At 50.0% G+C, this 20640-nt stretch carries 15 protein-coding genes and 1 pseudogene; 10 read left to right on the forward strand and 6 right to left on the reverse strand.

Annotated features, from left to right (window positions below; all coding sequences use genetic code 11):
- Nucleotides 1-38: 38 nt before the first annotated feature.
- The 4 genes from AC2215_RS03460 to AC2215_RS03475 form a co-directional block, all read right to left on the reverse strand.
- Complete coding sequence (locus AC2215_RS03460) at nucleotides 39-2942, reverse strand: PD-(D/E)XK nuclease family protein (protein WP_486808559.1); 2904 nt, start codon at nucleotides 2940-2942, stop codon at nucleotides 39-41.
- A gap of 427 nt (nucleotides 2943-3369) precedes the next feature.
- Nucleotides 3370-5064 (reverse strand): adenylate/guanylate cyclase domain-containing protein, encoded by a 1695-nt coding sequence (locus AC2215_RS03465; protein WP_486808560.1) that lies wholly within the window; start codon nucleotides 5062-5064, stop codon nucleotides 3370-3372.
- A 309-nt stretch (nucleotides 5065-5373) separates the two neighbouring features.
- A complete protein-coding gene (locus AC2215_RS03470; protein WP_486808561.1) occupies nucleotides 5374-7128 on the reverse strand; it encodes an adenylate/guanylate cyclase domain-containing protein in 1755 nt (584 codons plus the stop codon).
- A 660-nt stretch (nucleotides 7129-7788) separates the two neighbouring features.
- The gene (locus AC2215_RS03475; RefSeq protein ID WP_486808562.1) at nucleotides 7789-8259 is read right to left on the reverse strand and encodes an ankyrin repeat domain-containing protein; all 471 of its coding nucleotides are present in this window, start codon (nucleotides 8257-8259) and stop codon (nucleotides 7789-7791) included.
- Nucleotides 8260-8448: 189 nt separating this feature from the next.
- On the opposite strand from AC2215_RS03475, the gene AC2215_RS03480 reads away from it, so the two are divergent.
- From AC2215_RS03480 to AC2215_RS03490, 3 genes are all read left to right on the forward strand, one after another.
- Nucleotides 8449-9765, forward strand: a complete 1317-nt coding sequence (locus tag AC2215_RS03480) for a glycosyltransferase family protein (protein WP_486808579.1) — start codon at nucleotides 8449-8451, stop codon at nucleotides 9763-9765.
- A gap of 196 nt (nucleotides 9766-9961) precedes the next feature.
- The gene (locus tag AC2215_RS03485; protein WP_486808563.1) at nucleotides 9962-10507 is read left to right on the forward strand and encodes a leucine-rich repeat domain-containing protein; all 546 of its coding nucleotides are present in this window, start codon (nucleotides 9962-9964) and stop codon (nucleotides 10505-10507) included.
- Between the two features lie 15 nt (nucleotides 10508-10522).
- Entirely contained in the window at nucleotides 10523-11167 is a 645-nt protein-coding gene (locus tag AC2215_RS03490; RefSeq protein ID WP_486808564.1) for a leucine-rich repeat domain-containing protein, read from the forward strand.
- Nucleotides 11168-11373: 206 nt separating this feature from the next.
- Here AC2215_RS03490 and AC2215_RS03495 read toward each other — a convergent pair whose 3' ends face one another.
- A complete protein-coding gene (locus tag AC2215_RS03495) occupies nucleotides 11374-11586 on the reverse strand; it encodes a helix-turn-helix domain-containing protein (protein WP_486808580.1) in 213 nt (70 codons plus the stop codon).
- Nucleotides 11587-11710: 124 nt separating this feature from the next.
- On the opposite strand from AC2215_RS03495, the gene AC2215_RS03500 reads away from it, so the two are divergent.
- From AC2215_RS03500 to AC2215_RS03520, 5 genes are all read left to right on the forward strand, one after another.
- Nucleotides 11711-11956, forward strand: coding sequence for a hypothetical protein (locus AC2215_RS03500; RefSeq protein WP_486808565.1), 246 nt, complete (start codon nucleotides 11711-11713; stop codon nucleotides 11954-11956).
- A 155-nt stretch (nucleotides 11957-12111) separates the two neighbouring features.
- Complete coding sequence (locus AC2215_RS03505; RefSeq protein WP_486808566.1) at nucleotides 12112-13620, forward strand: UbiD family decarboxylase; 1509 nt, start codon at nucleotides 12112-12114, stop codon at nucleotides 13618-13620.
- A gap of 1187 nt (nucleotides 13621-14807) precedes the next feature.
- Entirely contained in the window at nucleotides 14808-15314 is a 507-nt protein-coding gene (locus AC2215_RS03510; protein ID WP_486808567.1) for a photosystem I assembly protein Ycf3, read from the forward strand.
- A gap of 225 nt (nucleotides 15315-15539) precedes the next feature.
- Nucleotides 15540-15827, forward strand: a complete 288-nt coding sequence (gene gatC / locus AC2215_RS03515) for an Asp-tRNA(Asn)/Glu-tRNA(Gln) amidotransferase subunit GatC (protein WP_486808568.1) — start codon at nucleotides 15540-15542, stop codon at nucleotides 15825-15827.
- A gap of 78 nt (nucleotides 15828-15905) precedes the next feature.
- A complete protein-coding gene (locus tag AC2215_RS03520) occupies nucleotides 15906-16646 on the forward strand; it encodes a chitin deacetylase family protein (protein WP_486808569.1) in 741 nt (246 codons plus the stop codon).
- Between the two features lie 62 nt (nucleotides 16647-16708).
- On the opposite strand, the gene AC2215_RS03525 is transcribed toward AC2215_RS03520, so the two are convergent.
- Entirely contained in the window at nucleotides 16709-17581 is an 873-nt protein-coding gene (locus tag AC2215_RS03525; RefSeq protein ID WP_486808570.1) for an MBL fold metallo-hydrolase, read from the reverse strand.
- Nucleotides 17582-17988: 407 nt separating this feature from the next.
- Between AC2215_RS03525 and bioF the strand changes: the two genes are divergently transcribed.
- Together bioF and AC2215_RS03535 are read left to right on the forward strand one after the other, a co-directional pair.
- Complete coding sequence (bioF, locus tag AC2215_RS03530) at nucleotides 17989-19143, forward strand: 8-amino-7-oxononanoate synthase (protein ID WP_486808571.1); 1155 nt, start codon at nucleotides 17989-17991, stop codon at nucleotides 19141-19143.
- A 661-nt stretch (nucleotides 19144-19804) separates the two neighbouring features.
- Nucleotides 19805-20536: pseudogene (locus AC2215_RS03535) on the forward strand (polyprenol monophosphomannose synthase); the annotation flags it as partial.
- Between the last annotated feature and the right edge of the window lie 104 nt (nucleotides 20537-20640).

Here is a 20640-nt window from a genome sequence, read left to right on the forward strand (position 1 = left end):
CGCGTCTTTCCCCATACCCCACACCCCACACCCCATTCCTAAACCTGCTTCCGATGTAACCTCGGTCCTTTGCGACAGACGACATCTTGGGCGCAATAATTACACGCCTTACCATCGACATCTGGTTCGACGCGATAGTCTCCCTGGCGCAGTTGCCCTTTGATGCGATCGACGAATTCAGCTAATTCGGTATCGTCGGTTTTGACATCGATCGCCTTTTGTTTGGATATCGAATAGTAATAGGCTTTGGCAACGGGGCGATCGGGAAATAGAGCTTCGGCGGCGACTTGGGTGTAGAGAGGTAACTGAATCTCTAACTTGGCTTTCCCTTGGGCATCCTTGGCGGCGGTGGGTTTGCTGGAAATATTCTTGTATTCCACCAAATGCAACCCGTCGGGGGTATCGTCGATGCGATCGACCGTACCTTCCACCTTCAGACCGTACCAGGTTCCCACAAACGTTCGCTCCGTCGCCAGTACCTCAGCCCCATCGAGTAAAAAACTGTCGTGGGCGATGGTTCGGCGCAGGCGATCGAGATGTTCCGGACGGCGCACCTCCCATGCCGAAACTTCCCCCAGCCGTTCCGACTCTTCCGCTTGGGCAAACGCTGCGTCCAAAGATTCGAGCATCCCCGCTCGCAAATCCGGCTTCCCCCGCGCCATTTGCAGCGCCAGTTCTAGGGTTTTGTGATAGAGTCGTCCCCGCGTTCTACCGCTCAGTTCGGTTTCTGCTTCGTCCAATTCATCTAAATGCAGCAGGTGTCCGGCAAACCACTTAAACCCACATTGTCCTAACTGTGTCAGTTGAGAGGCGCTAAAGACTCGCTTCGCCGGATCGATCTCGATCGCGATCGCCCCGTCGTATTCGTCGTGGGGATTGGCGCTTTCTCGATGTTGCTCGATTTGCCAAGCCGCGACGATATGGGAGAAAAGGGGATCGTCCAGGGAAGCGGCGATCGTTTCAATTGTATTCAGATTGCTGTTTGGATTGCCATTCTGATTGCCATTCACATGACCGTTACCACGACCATTTTTGAGGGCAGCAACTTTTCCATTCGGAATAGAATCATTTCCATTCGCCCCATCCCTATTCAAATCCAACGCATCATTGGGAATAGAACCATTCGATACATGAGAACATCTTGCTTCCGAAGCCCCCGAAGCCCGAACGTACTGCCCTAGCGCAACTTTCCGGGCTTCCTCCAAACTCGCCGAAGCCACCTCCGGAGTTTGGGATTGCAGTGCCAATGGAGTTAGGTACGGACTCGGCAGCATTTCGGCTTTCCCCATCCGTTGGGGATAGGAAAAGGTTAGGGTATGAGTCGCTACTGGCAACAGGAACCGAAACGATAAGGCTTCCCGGCGAGTCACCTGGGCGATCGATTCCAGGGTCAACCCCTGACGGCACAGTTGCTTGCGGGTGAAGAAATCCAACACTGGATCGTCTTCGAGAGGGGCGGGAAACATTCCTTCCGCCATCCCCAACACGAAAACATGGGCATATCGAGTCCCTGCCACCGATTGGGGAACGTGCAATTCCACTCCCCCGCGTCCCGGTTGGGCGGGAACCGATAGCAAGCGGAGGCTATCGGCAATTTCGCGGGTAAATTCCGCCAACCCCAGCCGTTCCGTTGCCGGTTGCATTGAGGCTTCGAGTCCTTCGAGAAACTTGTAGTAGGCCACGATTTCCCGCGCCCTCCCCGCGCAATGCTGCCGGATTTCAAAGCCATCGAGGGCATCGCGCAATCGCTGCACCCAGTTCGATCGCGTATCCTTTTTCTTCCATTTCAAAACCGATAAATCGATACCTGCGGGTTTGGCGAATTTCTGCCACGGACGAAAACCTTGAGGATGCTGCGATCGAACTTGGGCCCACACTCCCTGCAATTTCACCCCAGCTAGGGGATGACTCAGCAGTTTTGCCGTTGCCTCGAAGAGAAAGTTACTGCCGACAACTTCGAGCAACAGCCGCACCCACGCCCCCAACCGAGTGGCGGTGAGGGGAACGGGGTAAAATGCCCGCACCGGTAACTCGTATTCCCACGCAACATCGAGCAGCATCGGACCGTAGGCGGCATCATCTCGCGCCACCAGAACGATATCCCGCGCCGCTACCCCATCGGTGAGGAGTTGTTTGACTTGGGAGAGAACGCCACGCACTTCGGCTTCGGAGTGGGGGTATGTGTGTTGTTTGAATTCGGAATTCGGAATTCGGAATTCGGAAAGGGGAGAAATGGGGTTTAGGAATGTGGAATTCGGAATGGGAAGTGCGGAATTTCGATCGAACTCTGTCGGTACTTTTTCGACTGGTGCATTTTCAACGGAAGAATCTTCAACAATTTCCCATCCCCGTTTTTGCAACCAATCGATGGCAGCACGATTATCGGCGAATGCATCCTCTGTCGTGCAAGGCAACACCATCGCACTACCGTCATCGGCGATCGCATCGATAAACTCGAGTCGATCGGGACGGGGCTGGAAATAGCCGTAGATAAATAACGGTTGCCGATCGCATTTTAGACTGCTCGCACGCCATAGAAGTTGGGCGGAATCGATCGTATTTCGATCGGCGAGTTGCTGTTGGTACGTTCGGGTGAGATGAGCGAGTTGTCGAACTTTTGGCTGCTGTACCGAAGCGAGGGATTCTAAGTCAATTCCAGCGCGAAGGATGGATTTTACCGCCTTGGAAAATGCCCGCGCCGTACCTTCGATATCGGTAGGGTCGATCGCTGTTTTGACAGCAGTTTGTAGGGTTCGATGGGCGAGTAAAATCGGTGCGACGGTGATGCCGTGGCGGTGGCAAACCTGTTGGGCGAGGGATTCTAAACTTTGGTGGGGAACGTTTAGCGATCGGGCAATTTGTAGCGTTGGTGTAATAACTGTTTGGCGATCGCCCTCAATGACAATCTGGCAAGATGAGTGAAGGTAAACCGTTCGCATCATAAACTCTCCGGAGCGATCGCATTACCTAAAAGCATCAGAATAGCAGGTAAAATTAAAGATTCGATCGCCACTTTAAAATGATTTTTACATCATCTCACAAGTTTTCAAATAGAGTTTGAAAAAATCATGAATAACGTTAGTTCGGGATAAAAAGTATCGGTTGGGTGTGGGGTGTAGAGTGCAGGGTGTGGGGCGATCGCGAGTGTTTAGAGTCAAAACCAAACCCTGGAAAGATCGAGAGTTCGATCGCTCGGTTAACTCACTCGAGCGACACGACCCAATATGTCTACGGATAGAGTATTTTTGTTCTATAAATCGATTTTTTCCGCTACATTCAGCGTGGATACCTCAATTCGATCTAGAGCTTGAATAGAATCTCGTTCGCCTAACTCAATCGGCGACGTCCCAAAAAATTCCCGTAGCGCGACTATGAAATCACTCGTTGTTCTAACCGCTGGAGATAGACACGAGTCGGTCCATCCGTGGCTTTCAAACTCAAACAGGCTTCAAAGTGCGATCGTGCGAGGGAGCAATTTTCCTGGCGGTATGCCTGCAATCCCGCTTCAAAGCGATCGCGCAACTGAGCAATGTTTGGATCGATCGCATCTCGACAACCGAGCAACTCGTAAATGCGTACCGGTTCGTCTTTTTCCGTCAACTGTACAACGTCAATTTCCCGCGTTTCAATACTGTCTTCGGCGAGAACTTTCGTTGCTTCCGTCATCAGAATCGTCGTTCCGTAGCGTTTGCTGGCCCCCTCCAGTTGCTCGGCCACCTGCACCGCTTTACCCATCACCGTATAAGACTTCGACTTTTCCGAACCGATATTTCCCACCACCAACTCCCCTGTCGCCAACCCAATTCGCACGTCAATTCGGGGCAATCCCTTGCGAAATCCGACGATTTCCGGCAGCTTCCGGCGCAGCTTTTCAAGTTGGGACAATTGGTCGAGTGCCGCATAACAGGCGAGTTTGGCGCAATCGGCTTCGCTGACGAAAGGCTGTCCCCAGAACGCTTTGACCGCATCGCCGATAAATTGGTCGATCGCCCCGTTGTGTTGGACGATGGGTTCTGAAGCCAGCGTCAAGTACTCGTTGATGAGGTTAACCAATCCTTCGGGGGTGAGCATTTCGCTGATAGTACTAAACCCGGCCATATCTGAGAAAAAGACCGTCATCACTTGCTTTTGACTGGTGTTGAAACCACCAGGTTGGTGGATGAGGGTATCCACGATTCGCGGATCGAGATATTGTCCGAAGGTGGCTTTAAGTCGCTCTTTTTGCCGCACCTCATCCATCATCCGGTTGAACGAGTCCGCTAACGTCCCGATTTCGTCCTTGGCTTTAACCGCAACCCGTGCCTCCAAATTCCCGTGTTCGACTTCCTCGATACCGCCGACGAGTTTGCGCACCGGACGAATTAAACTGAGAGTCACTCCCGAAGAAAACAGAATCCCAACGGCTATCGCTACGGTGGTTGCCCGCCGGTTCAGTTCTAGAGTACTCCGTTCCCGTTCTTCGGCTTTCCAAGTGGAAGCTTCGGTAAACTCTTGAAGTTGGAGGACGATCTGTCGAACTCGCCGATCGTAATCGTTATCGTCCTCTTCGAGTTTCTCGGCGAGCAGTTCGGCTTCCTGCAATCGCTGAGCTTCTAAAAGTTGGACGACTTCAAGGCTGCGATCGTGAAGTTTTTGATGCTCTTCTTCGAGTAACAATAACAACGGTTGAAGACGGGCAAACTCAACTGCATCTTCAATTTTTCGAGCATCTTTAATGGCATCCTCAGATAAAGAAACCGCCTCAGCCAATTTTACATCGACGAGAGTCCCCAGTTCTTCAAATTTTTTCAATTCTCGATCGATACTATCTCGATCGACTGAGTCTTCTTCGTAATATCGCAAAATCCGCTCGAAGTGAATTTCTTGTCTGAGAACGCGAACGTTTATGGTTGTTACCTTTTCCCCAATCGGCGTTATATATTTGGCAATATCAACCAACTCTTTCGTCACTTGACCGATTCGGTAATGATTGGCATAGGAAACTCCCAACAGCAAGCTCAACATACTCGTGGCGACTCCAAAAATTTTGATGCCAATGGGAATAGAAGGACGAAAACGAAACATAGTTATAAATTTTAAATTTAAGAATTAACTAAAACCGAATTTTTAATGCTCTATCGAGAGAAAATGCAGTGGGTTGCGGTGGGTAGTAGATAACCAATCTCAACATAAAAATAAAAAAAATGCCCACTCTAAATTGCTGCTCCGAGCTATTTACTGATTACTGATTACTTATTAACGCGGTGTGCGCTCTTTTTGCGAAGCCATATGGTCAGCGAGTCGAAAAATTCCCCTTTTCCCCTTCCCCCTTCCCCCTTCCCCCCGTGTAGTCAGGTTTTGGCTCGTACAAGTTGCACATGGCGTTATTACTTATTACTTCTTCGTCAAACGCCACACCCCATCCCAATCTTTCCCTGGGGCATGATTTTGAAAGGTTTGGATGCGATCGAGATATATTGCCGTGGGGCGATCGTCAGGCTGAACTTGTTTGCAAGTTTGAAAATATTGTTGTGCCCGCTCCCAATCTTGTATTCGGTAGGCGACTAAACCTTTCTCGAAAAGATCGCGCCAGTTTAAGGTTTCGGGTTCCACTTCTCCTTGACGACCAAGCAGTTCGTAGACGCGCACCGGTTCTTCTTTGCCAACGACTTGTACGAGATCGATTTCTCTAGTTTCGATCGCCTCCCCTGCTTGGTTTCGGGTTGCATCCAAAAGGGCGATGGGGATGCCGTATTGCTTACCCACTCCTTTAAGGCGGGATGCTGCGTTCACCGTATCCCCCATGACGGTGTAGGATTTCGAGAGTGCAGACCCCATATTACCCACGACAACCAATCCGGTGGCGATACCCACGTGTAGGTCGATCTCGATTGTGGTTGCCAGTTTCTCGGAAAACTCGGCGACGAGTTCGCGCAATCGATCGAGCCGCGCAAGTTGCTCCAAAGCTGCATAACAAGCGAGTTCGGCGTGTTCGGTTTTGCTAGTAAACGGCGACCCCCAAAACCCCATCACCATCGAGCCGATAAATTTGTCGATGACGCCGGAATGGTTGGAAACGGGAGCTGACATCAGGGTTAAATAGCGATTGGTAAACTCAACCAGTTCCTCGGCACTGAGCGTATCGGCAATGGCGTTAAACCCGTCAATATCAGAAAAGAAGACCGTCATCACTTTTCGCTCCCCCTGAGTTTGTGCTTCTTCGGAGCGGGTCGCCAGTCGTTTCACCACGCGCGGATCGACATATTTGCCAAAGGTATCTTCGAGCCTTGCCTTGAGTTGTAATTCCTTGACCATCTCATTAAAGGCTCGGGTCAAGGTGGCAATTTCATCGGTGGTTTTGACCTCAACATAGGTGTCTAAATTCCCCTGTTGCACCGATTCCATACTGCTGACCAGTCGCCGCATCGGGCGCACCAAACCCCTCGTCACCAGGGAAGCGTAGAACAAACCGAACACCGTCGCGATAATGGCAGCGGAACGACTTAGGTGCTGGACGAAGGCTTGGTGACCTTTTGCCGTTTGGCTCGCTTGGATGGTGAAGGCTTTTAACTCTAAGACTAACCCTTCCATCTGGCGAGCAAAATTATCTGCATCGGTTTCGAGGGGGGCTTCTAACTCACGCGCTGCGTTGAATTGACCGGCTTCGAGTAACTCGAAAATGGCAATGGAGCGATCGTGTAAGTCTTGATACTCTTGTTCGATCTGTTCTAATTGAGGTTCGATGGCAGACCAGACTTGACGGTTGGCATCGATTTGAGCGCGATCGAGCGCTGCTACCGTCAATTTAGCGGCTTTGGCTAACTCTTCATCCACGAGGAGCCTGCGTCGATCGAATTGTTCCCGTTCTTCATCAATGCGCGACCAATCTGGGGAATCGAGCTGGTAATACCGAATCAGGCGTTCGGTGTTTTTTTGTTGTTCGAGGGCGTAAATATCAACTTGGGCAACGAGATCGGTAATGGGAATAGTATACTCAGCCAAACTTTGGATTTCGCGATTGACCTGTCGCAGTCGATTCGAAGAAACATATGCCACGACCCCTAGCAGTGCTAGCATCGTGGTGGCAATACCAAAAATTTTGACGCCGAGGGAAATTTTGGGTTGTTGGCGATGGACGATCGTTGACATGCTACATCCCACCCAGATTTAGACTCTTCTTTAAAATATTCATCTAAGACGATGGGTTATCAGGATTATCTCCCATTCGGGGATTTCAGCCGCGATTGCATTCCGGCTCAGTTCTGTTATAACAGTTACCCTCAATCTCGGCTCGACAAGTCATCCGATCGAAAATGGGAATAATTACTTATAAAAATTATCGTTCGATCGAAATTTAGAATTTAGAAATTTGCAAATTCGCAACTTATTTTTATTACATAATTTATCTTAATCGAGTTTCGATCGATTCCAAAAGCATATTCTTATATTTCAAATATAATGAACGACCGATAGATTACGATCTCATCTCTAATTCAAGATGTTACCGATTGCTTTTTTTGGAATAAATCACAATATTTTTTCGATTATCTAGAGCGTCGTAATTTTTATAAATGTGATGAGCTTCCGCGTCGAAAAAGCTACGTCAATTGTGATTCTAAATTAGATATTAGTATTTATTTGAATTCGGATAATAATGAAGAGTACATAGGGCTTTCACGGATTGAGAACTGGTCAGTTATTTTGGCCGCGCTGCACTAGATGCGTGACAACGGACTTTCAGGTTCTATTTAGGGAAAATCAGAGCGCCGTATCACACATCCTACTTATCACTTATTACTTATTACTTAATCAACCTCTCGCCGCCTTAAGTAACTCCACAACGGCCTGATGTCCTTCCTGAGAAGCCCAGACTAAAGCCGTCCAGGTGTTATTATCCTTGGCGTCAATATCTGCACCCCGATCGAGCAACAGTTGCACGACTTCCGTTTTACCGCCCCCAGCGGCACACATCAACACAGTCAAACCGAAGTTGGTTTTGGCATTGACATTTGCCCCGGCATCGAGCAGAGTTTCTACAATGTCCTTGCGTCCGCTTCCTGCTGCTGCCATCAGCGCCGTCCAGCCATCCTTGTCTGCCAGGTCGATATCCGCTCCCGCAGCCACCAGTTGTTGTACGATCTTCAGGTGTCCGGCTTCGGCAGCGAGGGCGATCGCGCTGGTTCCTTCTGCGTTGGTGGCGTTAACATCAGTACCCCCATCAATGGCACTTCGTACGGCTGAAACATCGCCGTTTTGGACGGCTTGAATGAAATCGGTCATCTGCGATCGCAATTCTGGGCAACCAATAGATTATCCCATTTCTTTAACGTTCGGGCAGGGGGAGGGGAGGACGCGGGGACGCGGGGACGCGGGGACTCGGGGAGGGTGACAGATGATGGATATTATATTTTCTTCCCTGTTGCCAATGCCAACTGTTACCTGCTTTCTAAGCCTCCTAACGATAACAAGATGACAGACGCGATCGATATTTTAATTTTGTCCAACGGGCCGGGAGAGGTGACGACGTGGGTGCGTCCGGTGGTAGGGGAATTGCGGCGACAACTGGGGGAAGACCGCGATCGGGTGCGCATTTCCGTGGTATTGTCTCCCTGTCCGAATGCGAGCGGCCGGGAAGCGGAGATTGCCCGATCGTATCCAGAAGTCGATCGCGTTCAGGGCCCCCAAGCATTTTGGCAATTTCTGCTGCGGGGGGAAACGGCCCAGAATTGGGACTGGCGGCAACATGGGGCGATCCTATTTTTGGGGGGAGACCAAGTTTTTCCGGTACTTTTAAGCCGTCGATTGGGATATCGGACGGTGGTGTATGCAGAATGGGAGGCGCGGTGGCATCGCTGGATCGATCGGTTTGGGGTGATGAAACCGACGGTGATGGCTGGGGTAGCGGCGAAATATGCCGATAAGTTTACCGTGGTGGGGGATTTGATGGCGGACGTGTCGCGATCGCATGACGAACCCCCCCCAGCAAACAAATCCGACAATCCTGACGAACTCATCGGCATTCTTCCAGGATCGAAATCTCTCAAACTTACTCAGGGCGTTCCCTTGAAGTTAGCGATCGCCGAACGTATCCGCAGCGTGCGCCCCCACACCCGCTTCGTCGTTCCCGTGGCCCCCACCCTGGATATCGAAACCCTCGCCCGGTTCGCCAACCCCCAACACAACCGGACCATTCGCGCCCTCGGTTGGACGGCAGCCGAACTCAAATTCGAGGCAGATTGTTTTCGTTGCGGGCAACAGACAACCTCGGCGTACTTAGAAACGCGATCGGGATTGAAGGTCTATTTGTGGCCTCATACTCCCCCCTACGATTTGCTCTCCCAGTGCCGCTTGTGTCTGACGACGGTGGGGGCAAATACCGCCGAACTCGGTTCTCTAGCCGTGCCGATGCTGGTTCTGATTCCCACTCAACAACTCGATGCTATGCGCGCCTGGGATGGATTGCCGGGTTTACTAGTAAATCTACCAGTTGTCGGAACGGGGATGGCGAAGCTGGTGAACTGGTGTGCGTGGCAGTGGTTGACTCGCAAAGCCGGGGCATCCTGCTTAGCCTGGCCGAATATTTGGGCGCAAGAACAAATTGTCCCGGAACTCATCGGTCGTTTGGAACCGGATGCCGTCGCCCGTCTCGCCTGCGACTATCTCGAAAATCCGGAACGATTGGAGGCGATGCGAATTCGTTTGCGGCAGGTGCGGGGTCAACTGGGGGCGGCAAAAAAGCTGGCGGGACTAGTGGGAGAGGTTTTGAGAGATCGAAGTAAAGGCTAAATTATGCGATCGCAACCTCGAATTATTGAGCATATCCACTCCTAATTTTCCGATCGATATTGAGTTTTTAGAGACGCTTTATAAATTTGCTTGAAAGATGCATCTTTTTTTGAATAAAAATAATGTATTTGGTCGATAACATAGTACGACCCCATTCTTGGCCGCCAAGATGTATCATATTTTGGCAATCGACACAATGAAAATCTCTCAAATACTGAATATTAAAAACGGAGCGATCGCTCTTATTTCTCTTATCGCGATCGGACAGAGTGGGATTGTACCAGCCCAAGATCTAGAATTCGATCGCTTTGCCGATTGGTGCGATCGAAAAGCAAATTTAACACCCGCGTCACGACGCACGGTTGAAGTGCTGCTGGAAATTGTCAAAACGCAAGATTGCCAAAGGGCAGAGCAACAGTTATCTAGTTTCACCAAACTCGATCTAGAAAACCATCAACTTCAAGATATTACTCCGTTATCTTCGTTGAATAATTTAACGGAGCTAAATTTATTCGGGAATGGAATTCAGGATCTATCTCCCATTTCTTATTTAGAGAATTTAACTAAGCTTAATTTAGGGTGGAATCAAATCCAAACAATTTCTTCCCTATCTACTCTCGTTAAATTAACCGAACTGCATCTAGATAATAATAGAATTCACGATGTTACCCCTTTATCATCATTGACGCAGTTAACAAAGCTGAATCTCACTCAAAATTCAATTCGAGATATCCAGTCTTGATCTTATCTCACCAATTTGACCGAACTCAGTTTAGATGAAAATCAGATCGAGGATATTACAACTCTGGCTTCTTTGACTCAATTAACTGACCTGACACTTTTCGAAAATAAAATCGCTGATATCGCACCCTTATCTTCTCTAACAAATCTAACATCGCTTAACTTAGGTATTAATCAAATTACCGATCTGACTCCTCTCTCTTCTTTAGATAGCTTAGAGTTCCTAGCTTTGGGAGTCAATAAAATTAGCGATATTACACCCTTATCTTCCTTACAGAATTTAAAGGCAATTAATTTAGTCTGGAATGAAATTATTGATATTTCACCTTTAGCGTCTTCGAGGGACTTGACAGAAATTATAATGTTTGGGAATCAAATCATCGATGTAAATCCTCTATCGAGCCTAACCAATTTGAATCATTTAGCTCTAGACGAAAACGAAATTACTGATATTTCCTCTTTCTCTTCTTTAATAAATTTAACCTCTCTGACTCTGAGTGGAAATCAAATTCGCGATGTCACGCCTTTGTCGACTCTGACAAACTTGACGTTTCTAATTATCGGCGGTAATCCACTGTCTGGTGACGACACTTGCCCTGTTAAGCCAGAATCTATTTGTAAAGACGAACACCCGCTCGAGCCGATTTCTTCCGAGATGTAATCGCCTCGAACAACCCTACTTCCATGGCATCAAAGGCAATCGAGTTAAAAAATAATTTCGACTTTTGGGAAAAATTAATCTAAAAAGCACGAGCGATCGAATTTTGGAATCAGTACCTATTCTAAAAAAGGCATGTTTGAGCCCCTCGAAGGTTAGGAGTGGGCGATCTCGCATTCCCATCAAACCCGTCAAAGCATCAACCTCGTCTATTCTTCCACAACTTCAATTAAATCTTCGAGCATCACGTCAAATACCCGCGCCAGTTTGATTAACGCCGTGGCATCCACTGTCGCCATTCCCGGCGATCGCGCGTAGGTGGTAACTGTGGTGTAGGGAATCCCCGAACGATGGGAAACTTCTTTGAGCGTCCAGTTGCTCTCTCGTGCCAGTTCTCGAATCCGCAGCCTAACTAAGCCCATGTAGCACTTGACAAAGAACGAGTATTCGTTCTTTGATAATTCTAATCTTGAAAAGCGATCGCCTTCGTGCCTGGAAAACCCGTAAAGCGATCGTTCTTTCTTCCTCAAAAAAGAAGGTAAAACCATGATACCAACTCAATTGCCGATCGCAACGGCAACAAGTTTAGTTTGTCCGAATTCAGACAAACCCAACCTCGATACATCCTACCGAAATCGCCTCCATCCCTGGTGCGTCATCCGCCTGTTACCGAAGATGCAGCGCACCGTCGTCTCCCGCACCCGCCAGCGCAACGTCGCCGAACATTACCTCAATACCCTCAAATGCCTCCATCCCGAGGTCTCTTACGTTCTAATTTTCGATCCCGTTTAGAGGAGGCCGAGGACACTGTAGGGGCAAAGCATCTGGGCGATAAATAATGAGAAAAACGAAATCTGACAAGTCCAAATGCTTCGCCCTCTCCCCAATTCCCCATCAACAAATAATGTTAAGTTATATTAATAACCCTTCACCCAGACAACAGACCGATGGCGAGAGACTTACGGGGATTTCTGAAACTGCTCGAAGACCGGGGACAACTGCGACGCATTAGCGCCCTCGTCGATCCGGATTTGGAGATTGCGGAGATTTCCAACCGGATGCTGCAAGCAGGCGGCCCCGGACTGCTATTCGAGAACGTCAAAGGGGCAGACCATCCCGTCGCCGTGAATCTGATGGGAACCGAAGAACGGGTCTGCTGGGCGATGAATATGGAAAAACCCCAGGAGTTAGAAGAACTCGGTAAGAAGTTGGGGATGTTGCAGCAACCCAAACCCCCGAAGAAAATCTCTCAGGCGATCGAATTTGGCAAAGTTCTCTTCGATGTCGTCAAAGCCAAACCGGGACGCAATTTCTTCCCCCCCTGCCAGCAAGTCGTCGTTGAAGGAGACGATCTCGATCTCAACAAACTGCCGCTGATTCGCCCCTATCCCGGCGATGCGGGCAAAATCATCACCCTGGGACTGGTCATTACCAAAGACTGCGAAACGGGAACGCCGAACGTGGGGGTGTATCGGTTGCAGTTGCAGTCGAAGAATACCATGACCGTGCATTGGCTGTCGGTGCGCGGGGGGGCGCGGCATTTACGCAAAGCCGCAGAACAAGGCAAGAAGCTCGAAATTGCGATCGCCCTCGGGGTTGACCCCCTGATTATCATGGCCGCCGCCACGCCGATTCCCGTCGACCTTTCAGAATGGCTATTTGCTGGACTCTACGGCGGTTCGGGGGTTCCCCTCGCCAAGTGCAAAACCGTCGATTTGGAAGTGCCGGCGGATTCCGAGTTCGTCCTCGAAGGCACGATTACACCGGGGGAAATGTTGCCCGACGGCCCCTTCGGCGACCACATGGGATACTACGGCGGCGTAGAAGACTCGCCCCTGATTCGCTTCGGCTGCATGACACACCGCAAAGACCCGGTTTATATGACGACGTTTAGCGGTCGTCCCCCCAAAGAAGAAGCGATGATGGCGATCGCCCTCAACCGCATTTATACCCCGATTCTGCGCCAGCAAGTCTCGGAAATTATCGATTTCTTCCTGCCCATGGAAGCCCTCAGCTACAAAGCGGCGATTATTTCGATCGATAAAGCCTATCCGGGGCAAGCAAGGCGGGCGGCATTAGCATTTTGGAGTGCCCTGCCCCAGTTTACCTACACTAAATTCGTCATCGTCGTCGATAAGGAAATCAACATTCGCGATCCCCGTCAGGTGGTGTGGGCGATTTCCTCGAAAGTCGATCCCTCCCGCGACGTATTTATCCTCCCGAATACCCCCTTCGATACCTTGGATTTTGCCAGTCAGAAGCTGGGTTTGGGGGGACGCATGGGTATCGATGCCACCACCAAAGTTGCTCCGGAAACGGAACATGAATGGGGAGAACCCCTAGAATCCGATGCCGATGTGGCGGCAATGGTAGAACGTCGCTGGGCTGAGTACGGTTTGGCAGATGTAGATTTAAGCGAAGTCGATCCCAATAAGTTCGGATACGAGATGGGGTAAGAATTTGGAATTCCGAATTCCGAATTCGGAATTTAAGAGAGTTTGCAGGTAGGCAGTTGGAAAGGTAGAGGAGGCTGTAGGGGCGCGCGCATTTGGGCGATAAATTATTGGAGAAACGACATCTGAAATATCCAAATGCTATAGCCATGCCGTAGGCTATAGCCTGCGGCATGGCTGCGCTAACGCTAACGCCCTCCGCACAGTAGGCAGAGGGAGAAAGAAAATGCCCGATCGAATATGTCTTCCCCCGAGAAAATACAAGCACCAATGATTGCGATCGATCTTCTTGAGAGCAAAAACCTGGAAACGCTTCCGGATTCGAGGTTTGAGCGATTCAGATGTTTGCAAAACGCCCGCGCCTTACCAGGTCTGGGTTTGGGAAATTTTTAAAGGGAAGGTGTATGAGGTTGTACGAACAACAGGGGAGGTGCTTGTATTTTTGTGGTAGGGTTCTTTTAGGGCAAGCATCTCAGGATGCGCCCTGCTAGGCTTCAGAAAAAGCCGAATTAATGGAAACTAAGCAGAGTTGCAGTTCATATTTTTTCTTCCTCCATCTGCTAGGCTTCAGAAAAAGCCGAATTAATGGAAACTGGTGGTAATCGTCAGCATGTTGGTGCAGTCCGGCGTCTGCTAGGCTTCAGAAAAAGCCAAATTAATGGAAACTTGACATCGCTGACGACGCGATCCATCGTTCGAGCCAACTGCTAGGCTTCAGAAGAAGCCGAATTAATGGAAACTCTTCGTAAAAAGCTTGAATTTCAGCTTCTCGAAGCTCCTAGTGCTGCTACGCAGAATTAAAAATGCAAAATGCAAAATTAAAAATTCTTACTGTGTATAGCTTTCACCAATTGAGAGCTGGGTAGTTATTTCTGCCGCATTGCACTAGGCTTCTTCAGAAGAAGCCGAATTAATGGAAACCCCTCAAATTCAAAAGTCAGGATTAGGAATCCAAAACCAAGAATGATTCCTAGTCCTTATTTTTATGACAATCGCCAGATCGCCACGACAAAACTGGCAACACCCCTCAAACCTTTAACCCGTAAGACATCGACAAACCTAAACCAAATCTAAAGAGTTTCAGAGATCGCCCCAGGTGTGTAGATTGAAGTCGCAATATCGATCGCGTCGGAAAATGGTAGTAAGATCCACGTATAAACAATCTACGCTTGAAAACCCACGGTATTGTTATGCCTCGGACACAGAAAAACGATAACTTTATCGACAAAAGCTTCACCGTCATGGCAGACATCATTCTCAAGATGCTGCCGACAAACAAACGATCGAAAGAAGCCTTTGCCTACTATCGCGATGGGATGTCCGCCCAAGCCGATGGCGAGTATGCGGAGGCGATGGACAACTACGAAGAAGCCCTCAAACTCGAAGAAGATCCCACCGATCGCAGCTATATTATCTACAATATGGGGCTGATTCACGCCAGTAACGGCGAACACGAGCGCGCCCTCGAAGACTACAACAAAGCCCTCGAACTCAACCCCCAGATGCCCCAAGCGCTCAACAACATCGCCGTCATCTACCATTACAAAGGAGAAAAGACAAAGGAAGCGGGGGATAATGAAGGGGCGGAAGATTTTTTCGATCGGGCGGCAGATTACTGGAAGCAAGCCGTCAGCCTCGCGCCGAATAACTACATCGAGGCCCAAAACTGGTTGAAAAATACTGGTCGTTCGATGTAATTGGCTGGTTCTTCTCGATAAAATAGGTCGAGAAAATCTATGTGAGTGCATTCTGCTTGGCGATCGAAAACAATCGAATTGTGACTCAAATCGTCGCTAAGTTTTCAATAAAACGCCAATAATTAATCGATATTGCTTCGTTTTTTTTTATATCAAAAGAATAGCTTTATCGGTTATTGTTAGTTCCTCAAAATCGTTAAATTCTAATAAGACTCCCCAAGAACTATGAGTACTATAGATCGAGAACAAGTTCGCAAAGTCGCTCATCTAGCGCGACTGGAACTGACAGAAACAGAAGAAGAGCAATTTACAACGCAATTGAGCAGTATTTTGGACTATTTCAATCAGTTGAGCGAACTTAATACCGATGATGTACCGCCGACCGCTCGGGCGATCGATGTGAGTAACGTCACTCGAGCGGATAATCTCGAACCCTATGCAAACCGGGATGATATTCTCGAATCAGCACCGGAACAAGAGGGTGACTACTTCCGAGTGCCAAAGATTTTATAGGACTAGCCGTTTCCGATTTCCCGACTCCCATTCCCCAACCCAGAAAACATGTAACGATATCTGCACGCAGTACCATACATGACATTTTTAAATAGTCTAAATTGGCGATGGTTGGGGTTGGGATTCGTGGGTTCGGGTTCGATCGCCTTAGTTACAATAGCCCTGCTATTTTTCCAACCCCGGTGGCTGCTGTCGATCGTTTCTGCAATCGCGCCGGGGGTCGTCTACTTTAGCGATACCGACGATCGCGTTGTCGCCCTTACCATCGATGACGGCCCCGATGCGATCGCCACCCCCAAAATCCTGGAAGTCCTCGCCCGCCATCAAGCCCGCGCCACCTTTTTTCTCATCAGTTCTCGAATTTCGGGCAACGAATCTCTCGTGATGCGCACGATGCGCGAAGGACACGAGCTGGGCAACCACCTCACGGAAGACGAACCCAGTATCGACCTTTCCCCCGCAGACTTTGAAGCCAACCTCCTCGAAGCCGAGGCAGTACTATCGAACTTCGTAACCCCCAGTTGGTTGCGTCCGGCATCGGGATGGTACGACAAAGAAATGATTGCCACCGCTGAAAAACATAACTATCGGGTGGCTCTCGGTTCTGTCTTTCCCTACGATACCAGCATTCCCTCCACCCAATTTGCTGTCCGTCACATCCTCACCAACGTGCGCCCCGGCGATATAATCGTTCTGCACGATGGGGGAAATAGAGGCGATCGCACCGCATCAGTACTCGAGATCGTATTGCCAGAACTCCAACGCCAGGGATACCGCATCGTTACCCTCTCAGAACTGCTGCCCCCTTCCGAGCGTTAAAACCGCGATCGATATCCCTGATGTACCGTCAACGAGAGAGCAGGGATTATGGCCAGGTTTCGCTAAACAGTTTCCATCCAATCAAGGCACTGTTGCATTTGTTGCTGCATCGTCGCACGATCTGCATGGTAGCGGCGACCATGACCTGGTAAAACCCATTCAAAAGAGTATTCGCTGAGTTTGTGCATCGATCGAATTTGCTCGGGCCAGGAATACCAGCAAAAGCGATCGAACCCAGCCAGATGGTTCAAACGCGCAGACCAGGCGAGGTGGTCTCCGGTAAATAACACCCGATCGCCATATAGCAAGACGGTATGACCTTTGGTATGTCCGGGAACGGGAATAATCCGCAAATCCGGAGCAAATTCGATCGGCTCGGTTCCAGAGAGGGGAATTTCCACATCCTGGGTATCTGCCGTAATATCGTCGGTATGCAACAGGCGATCGCACCCGAAGCGATCGCGAAACTTGCGATGATCGGCCACGTCATCCCGGTGAGTCAGGTACATATAACGCACGCCGCCCAGTTCTTCTAGGCGCTTCACCAATGGCGGCGCAAAGCGGGGAGAGTCCACCAAAACATTGCCTTCGGGACGGACGATCAGATAGCTGGCTGCACCGAAAGAGGCTTCGGAATGATAGCCGCAGTAGTAGACGTTCTCGGTGACGGGGATGGGAAAACTTTGCTGGGCGGTTTTGATATCTTTGGGCTTCTCCGCCGTGCCAATAGAGGCAGTGGGACAGGACAGAAGAGCCTGCATCGCTTGGAGGCGTTCGGCTTCGTTCGCGGGTTGGTGGTGAACGGCCGACTTTTCCCCGGCCCGATGGAAGACTTCCGGCGCAACCCAGCGGCAGGTATCGCAATCGATACAGGTGCGATCGACGTAGAAATCCCCTTCGATATTTTGAGGACGACGTTCGGTGAGAGTAGCCATAGTCTGATTGAGAGTAGTGATTGAATAACGTTGTTGAATACACTTCAGGATTTAACTCCTGTTGCCCGAACCCATGATTTCTGATGGGTTGAGAAGTGGAGAAAGATTGCCATCCCCCACACGGGAGCTTTGCATCCGTTTGAGATTCGATCGATTTTTGAGTTTTTTCCGAATGTTTAAATTGTAATCATAACGATTATGGATTAACAATCAGCAGAAATACTCAATCGATTGAATTGACGCTTAAAGTTATAATCGAGGACACTCTCGCGGATTCAATCTCCAATTCTCCGCTCGTACTCTCCACGCCCCCGGTACCCACCTCACGGTGAATTTGCGAGCGATTTATTCAGTCTTCAACCGAACTCGATATCGCCCCTACCAGACTTGGAACGAGACATCAAATCATGGTTTATGCCTGGATCGATAAATCCCTTGCCGCCATCCACAAAGCCAACTGGTATCGAGCGCCTCAAACCCTCGAAACACCTCCCGGTGCGATCGTTAAAGTCGATGGGCGATCGCTGCTGAATTTTGCCAGTAACGATTATCTCGGCTTAGCGGGAGACGAGCGCTTGATTCGGGCTGCGGTAGCTGCCACCGAGAAGTTCGGCACCGGTAGTACCGGTTCCCGGCTGCTGAGCGGACATCGGCAACTCCATCGAGATTTAGAAGAAGCGATCGCCCAGCTCAAAGGGACGGAAGATGCGATCGTCTTTAGTTCCGGCTATCTGGCAAATTTAGGCACGATCGCCGCAGTGGTGGGTAAGCGGGATTTGATATTGAGCGATCGCTATAATCACGCTAGCCTGAAAAACGGGGCAATTCTGTCGGGGGCAAGGGTAGTGGAATACAGCCACGGCGATATCGCTGACTTGCAACGCCAACTTGAAGCCTACCGACACCAATACCGACGGGCGTTAATTCTTACCGATAGCATTTTCAGCATGGATGGCGACTTATGTCCGCTACCGGAACTGTTGGATGCGGCCGAGCAATTTGAGTGTATGTTACTCATCGACGAAGCTCACGCTACGGGGGTACTGGGGGCAACGGGGGCTGGATGCGCCGAGCATTTCGGCATTCGAGATCGCCCCACGATCCAAATGGGAACCCTCAGCAAAGCCCTAGGGAGTTTGGGGGGTTACGTCGCCGGTTCGGCAAAGCTGGTTGACTTTCTGAGAAATCGAGCGTCGAGTTGGATTTATACCACTGGGTTATCTCCAGCAGATACCGCAGCTGCCCGAGAGGCGATCGCGATCGTCTGCCAAGAACCCCAGCGTCGGGAACGACTCTGGCAAAATGTCGCCGATCTGCAACAGTTACTCAAGCGTCACTTACCGGTTGCACCACTTCCTTCTCAATCCCCGATCGTCTGTTTGCCCCTCGACGATCCCGCCCGCGTCGTCGCTGCGGGGAAACAGTTGCAAGCATCCGGCATCTTCGCCTCTGCGGTACGTCCTCCTACCGTTCCCACCAGTCGTCTGCGGTTGACGGTGATGGCAACCCACGAACCCGCCCATCTCGAGCGATTGGTGGAGGTTTTGGGAGAGATGTTTTAAGTAATAAGTAATAAGTAAGAAGTGATAAGTAATAAGTAAGAAGTGACAAGTGATAAGTGATAAGTAATAAGTGGCAAATCCTGAGGTGAACAAGTAGGAAAAATATAGCAGTCGCCACTACGGTTAACGTCAGTTCGGGTTAAGGATACTTGAAAGTCGAGCGTACTGATGTCGATTCGAGTCATCAGTAGAAGAACCTCTCACCCCACTAGCTCTAATCGACTCTAAGCACTCGCGATCGCCCCCTACACCCCACACCCCACACCCCACCCCCAAACGACACTTTTTATCCCGAACTGACGTTATTTACGAAACTCAAAACATGAAGATAATCGCCGATCTCATCAATTTTTTCCCATGAATAACGAATCCGTCATGGCCTACCACACTGCTCCTGACGAATGGGTGTGCTCCCAGAAACCGCAAAGATTGGAAAGATTGAGCTAGAGAAGTGGGTGGATCGATGAAGACGGAGCGATAAAATAAGCGAGCGTCTCTATCTCAGGGTTCCATGCTCTCCAAGCTGACTGACACCGATCTTTCAAAATCTTCGAGTCGTGCGACACCCTCGATCGCAGCCATCGAACTGTTGCCAGATGCTCTTTCCCAAGACCGTCTCCCGACCCCAAATTTTTGGGTCGAACCCTCGACTCCGTTACGGATTCCGGCGATTGCCAAGACCGATCGCACCTCAATTCAGTTTTCGCTGGTGGTTCCGACTTACAACGAACGAGAGAACCTCCCCACTCTGATCGAGAATCTGACGCAACTCCTCGATCGAGTATTGCCCGGAGAGTACGAATTAATCGTTGTGGACGATCGCAGTCCCGATCGCACTTGGGATGTGGCGTGCGCGTTGATGGAGAAATATCCTCAACTGCGGGTGATGTGCCGTCAGGGAGAACGAGGACTTTCGACGGCGATCGTACGGGGTTGGCAAGTGGCGCGGGGACAATGGTTAGGGGCGATCGATGCCGACCTCCAGCATCCCCCGCAAACCTTGCTCAAACTGCTCGCGGCCCTCGATGGTGGGGTGGATTTTGCCGTTGCCAGCCGCCACGTCAAAGATGGGGGGGTAAGCGAATGGAGTTTTTCTCGCCGGTTTCTCTCTCGCGGGGCGCAGTTACTGGGATTGCTGATATTACCGGGCGTGGTGAGTCGGGTGAGCGATCCGATGAGTGGCTATTTTATCGTTCGTCGGGATGCGATCGCCGATCGCATTTTAGACCCGGTGGGGTACAAAATTGCCATTGAAGTATTGGGACGGGGCAATATCGAGCGAATTGCCGAAGTGGGATACGTGTTTCAAGAACGCCAGGAAGGGGCGAGTAAAGTGACGCTGCGGCAATCGATCGAATATTTGCAACACCTGTGGCGATTGCGATTTTCTAGGAGATCGGGAAGAGTACACGATCGGGTGTAGGTGCGACTGTATGGGTGAAACGCGCGCGAAAATTGCTCGTTTGTCAAGCTCCAGATTTAGTGTGACTGGTCGAT

It is taken from the genome of Zarconia sp., from assembly GCF_057467645.1.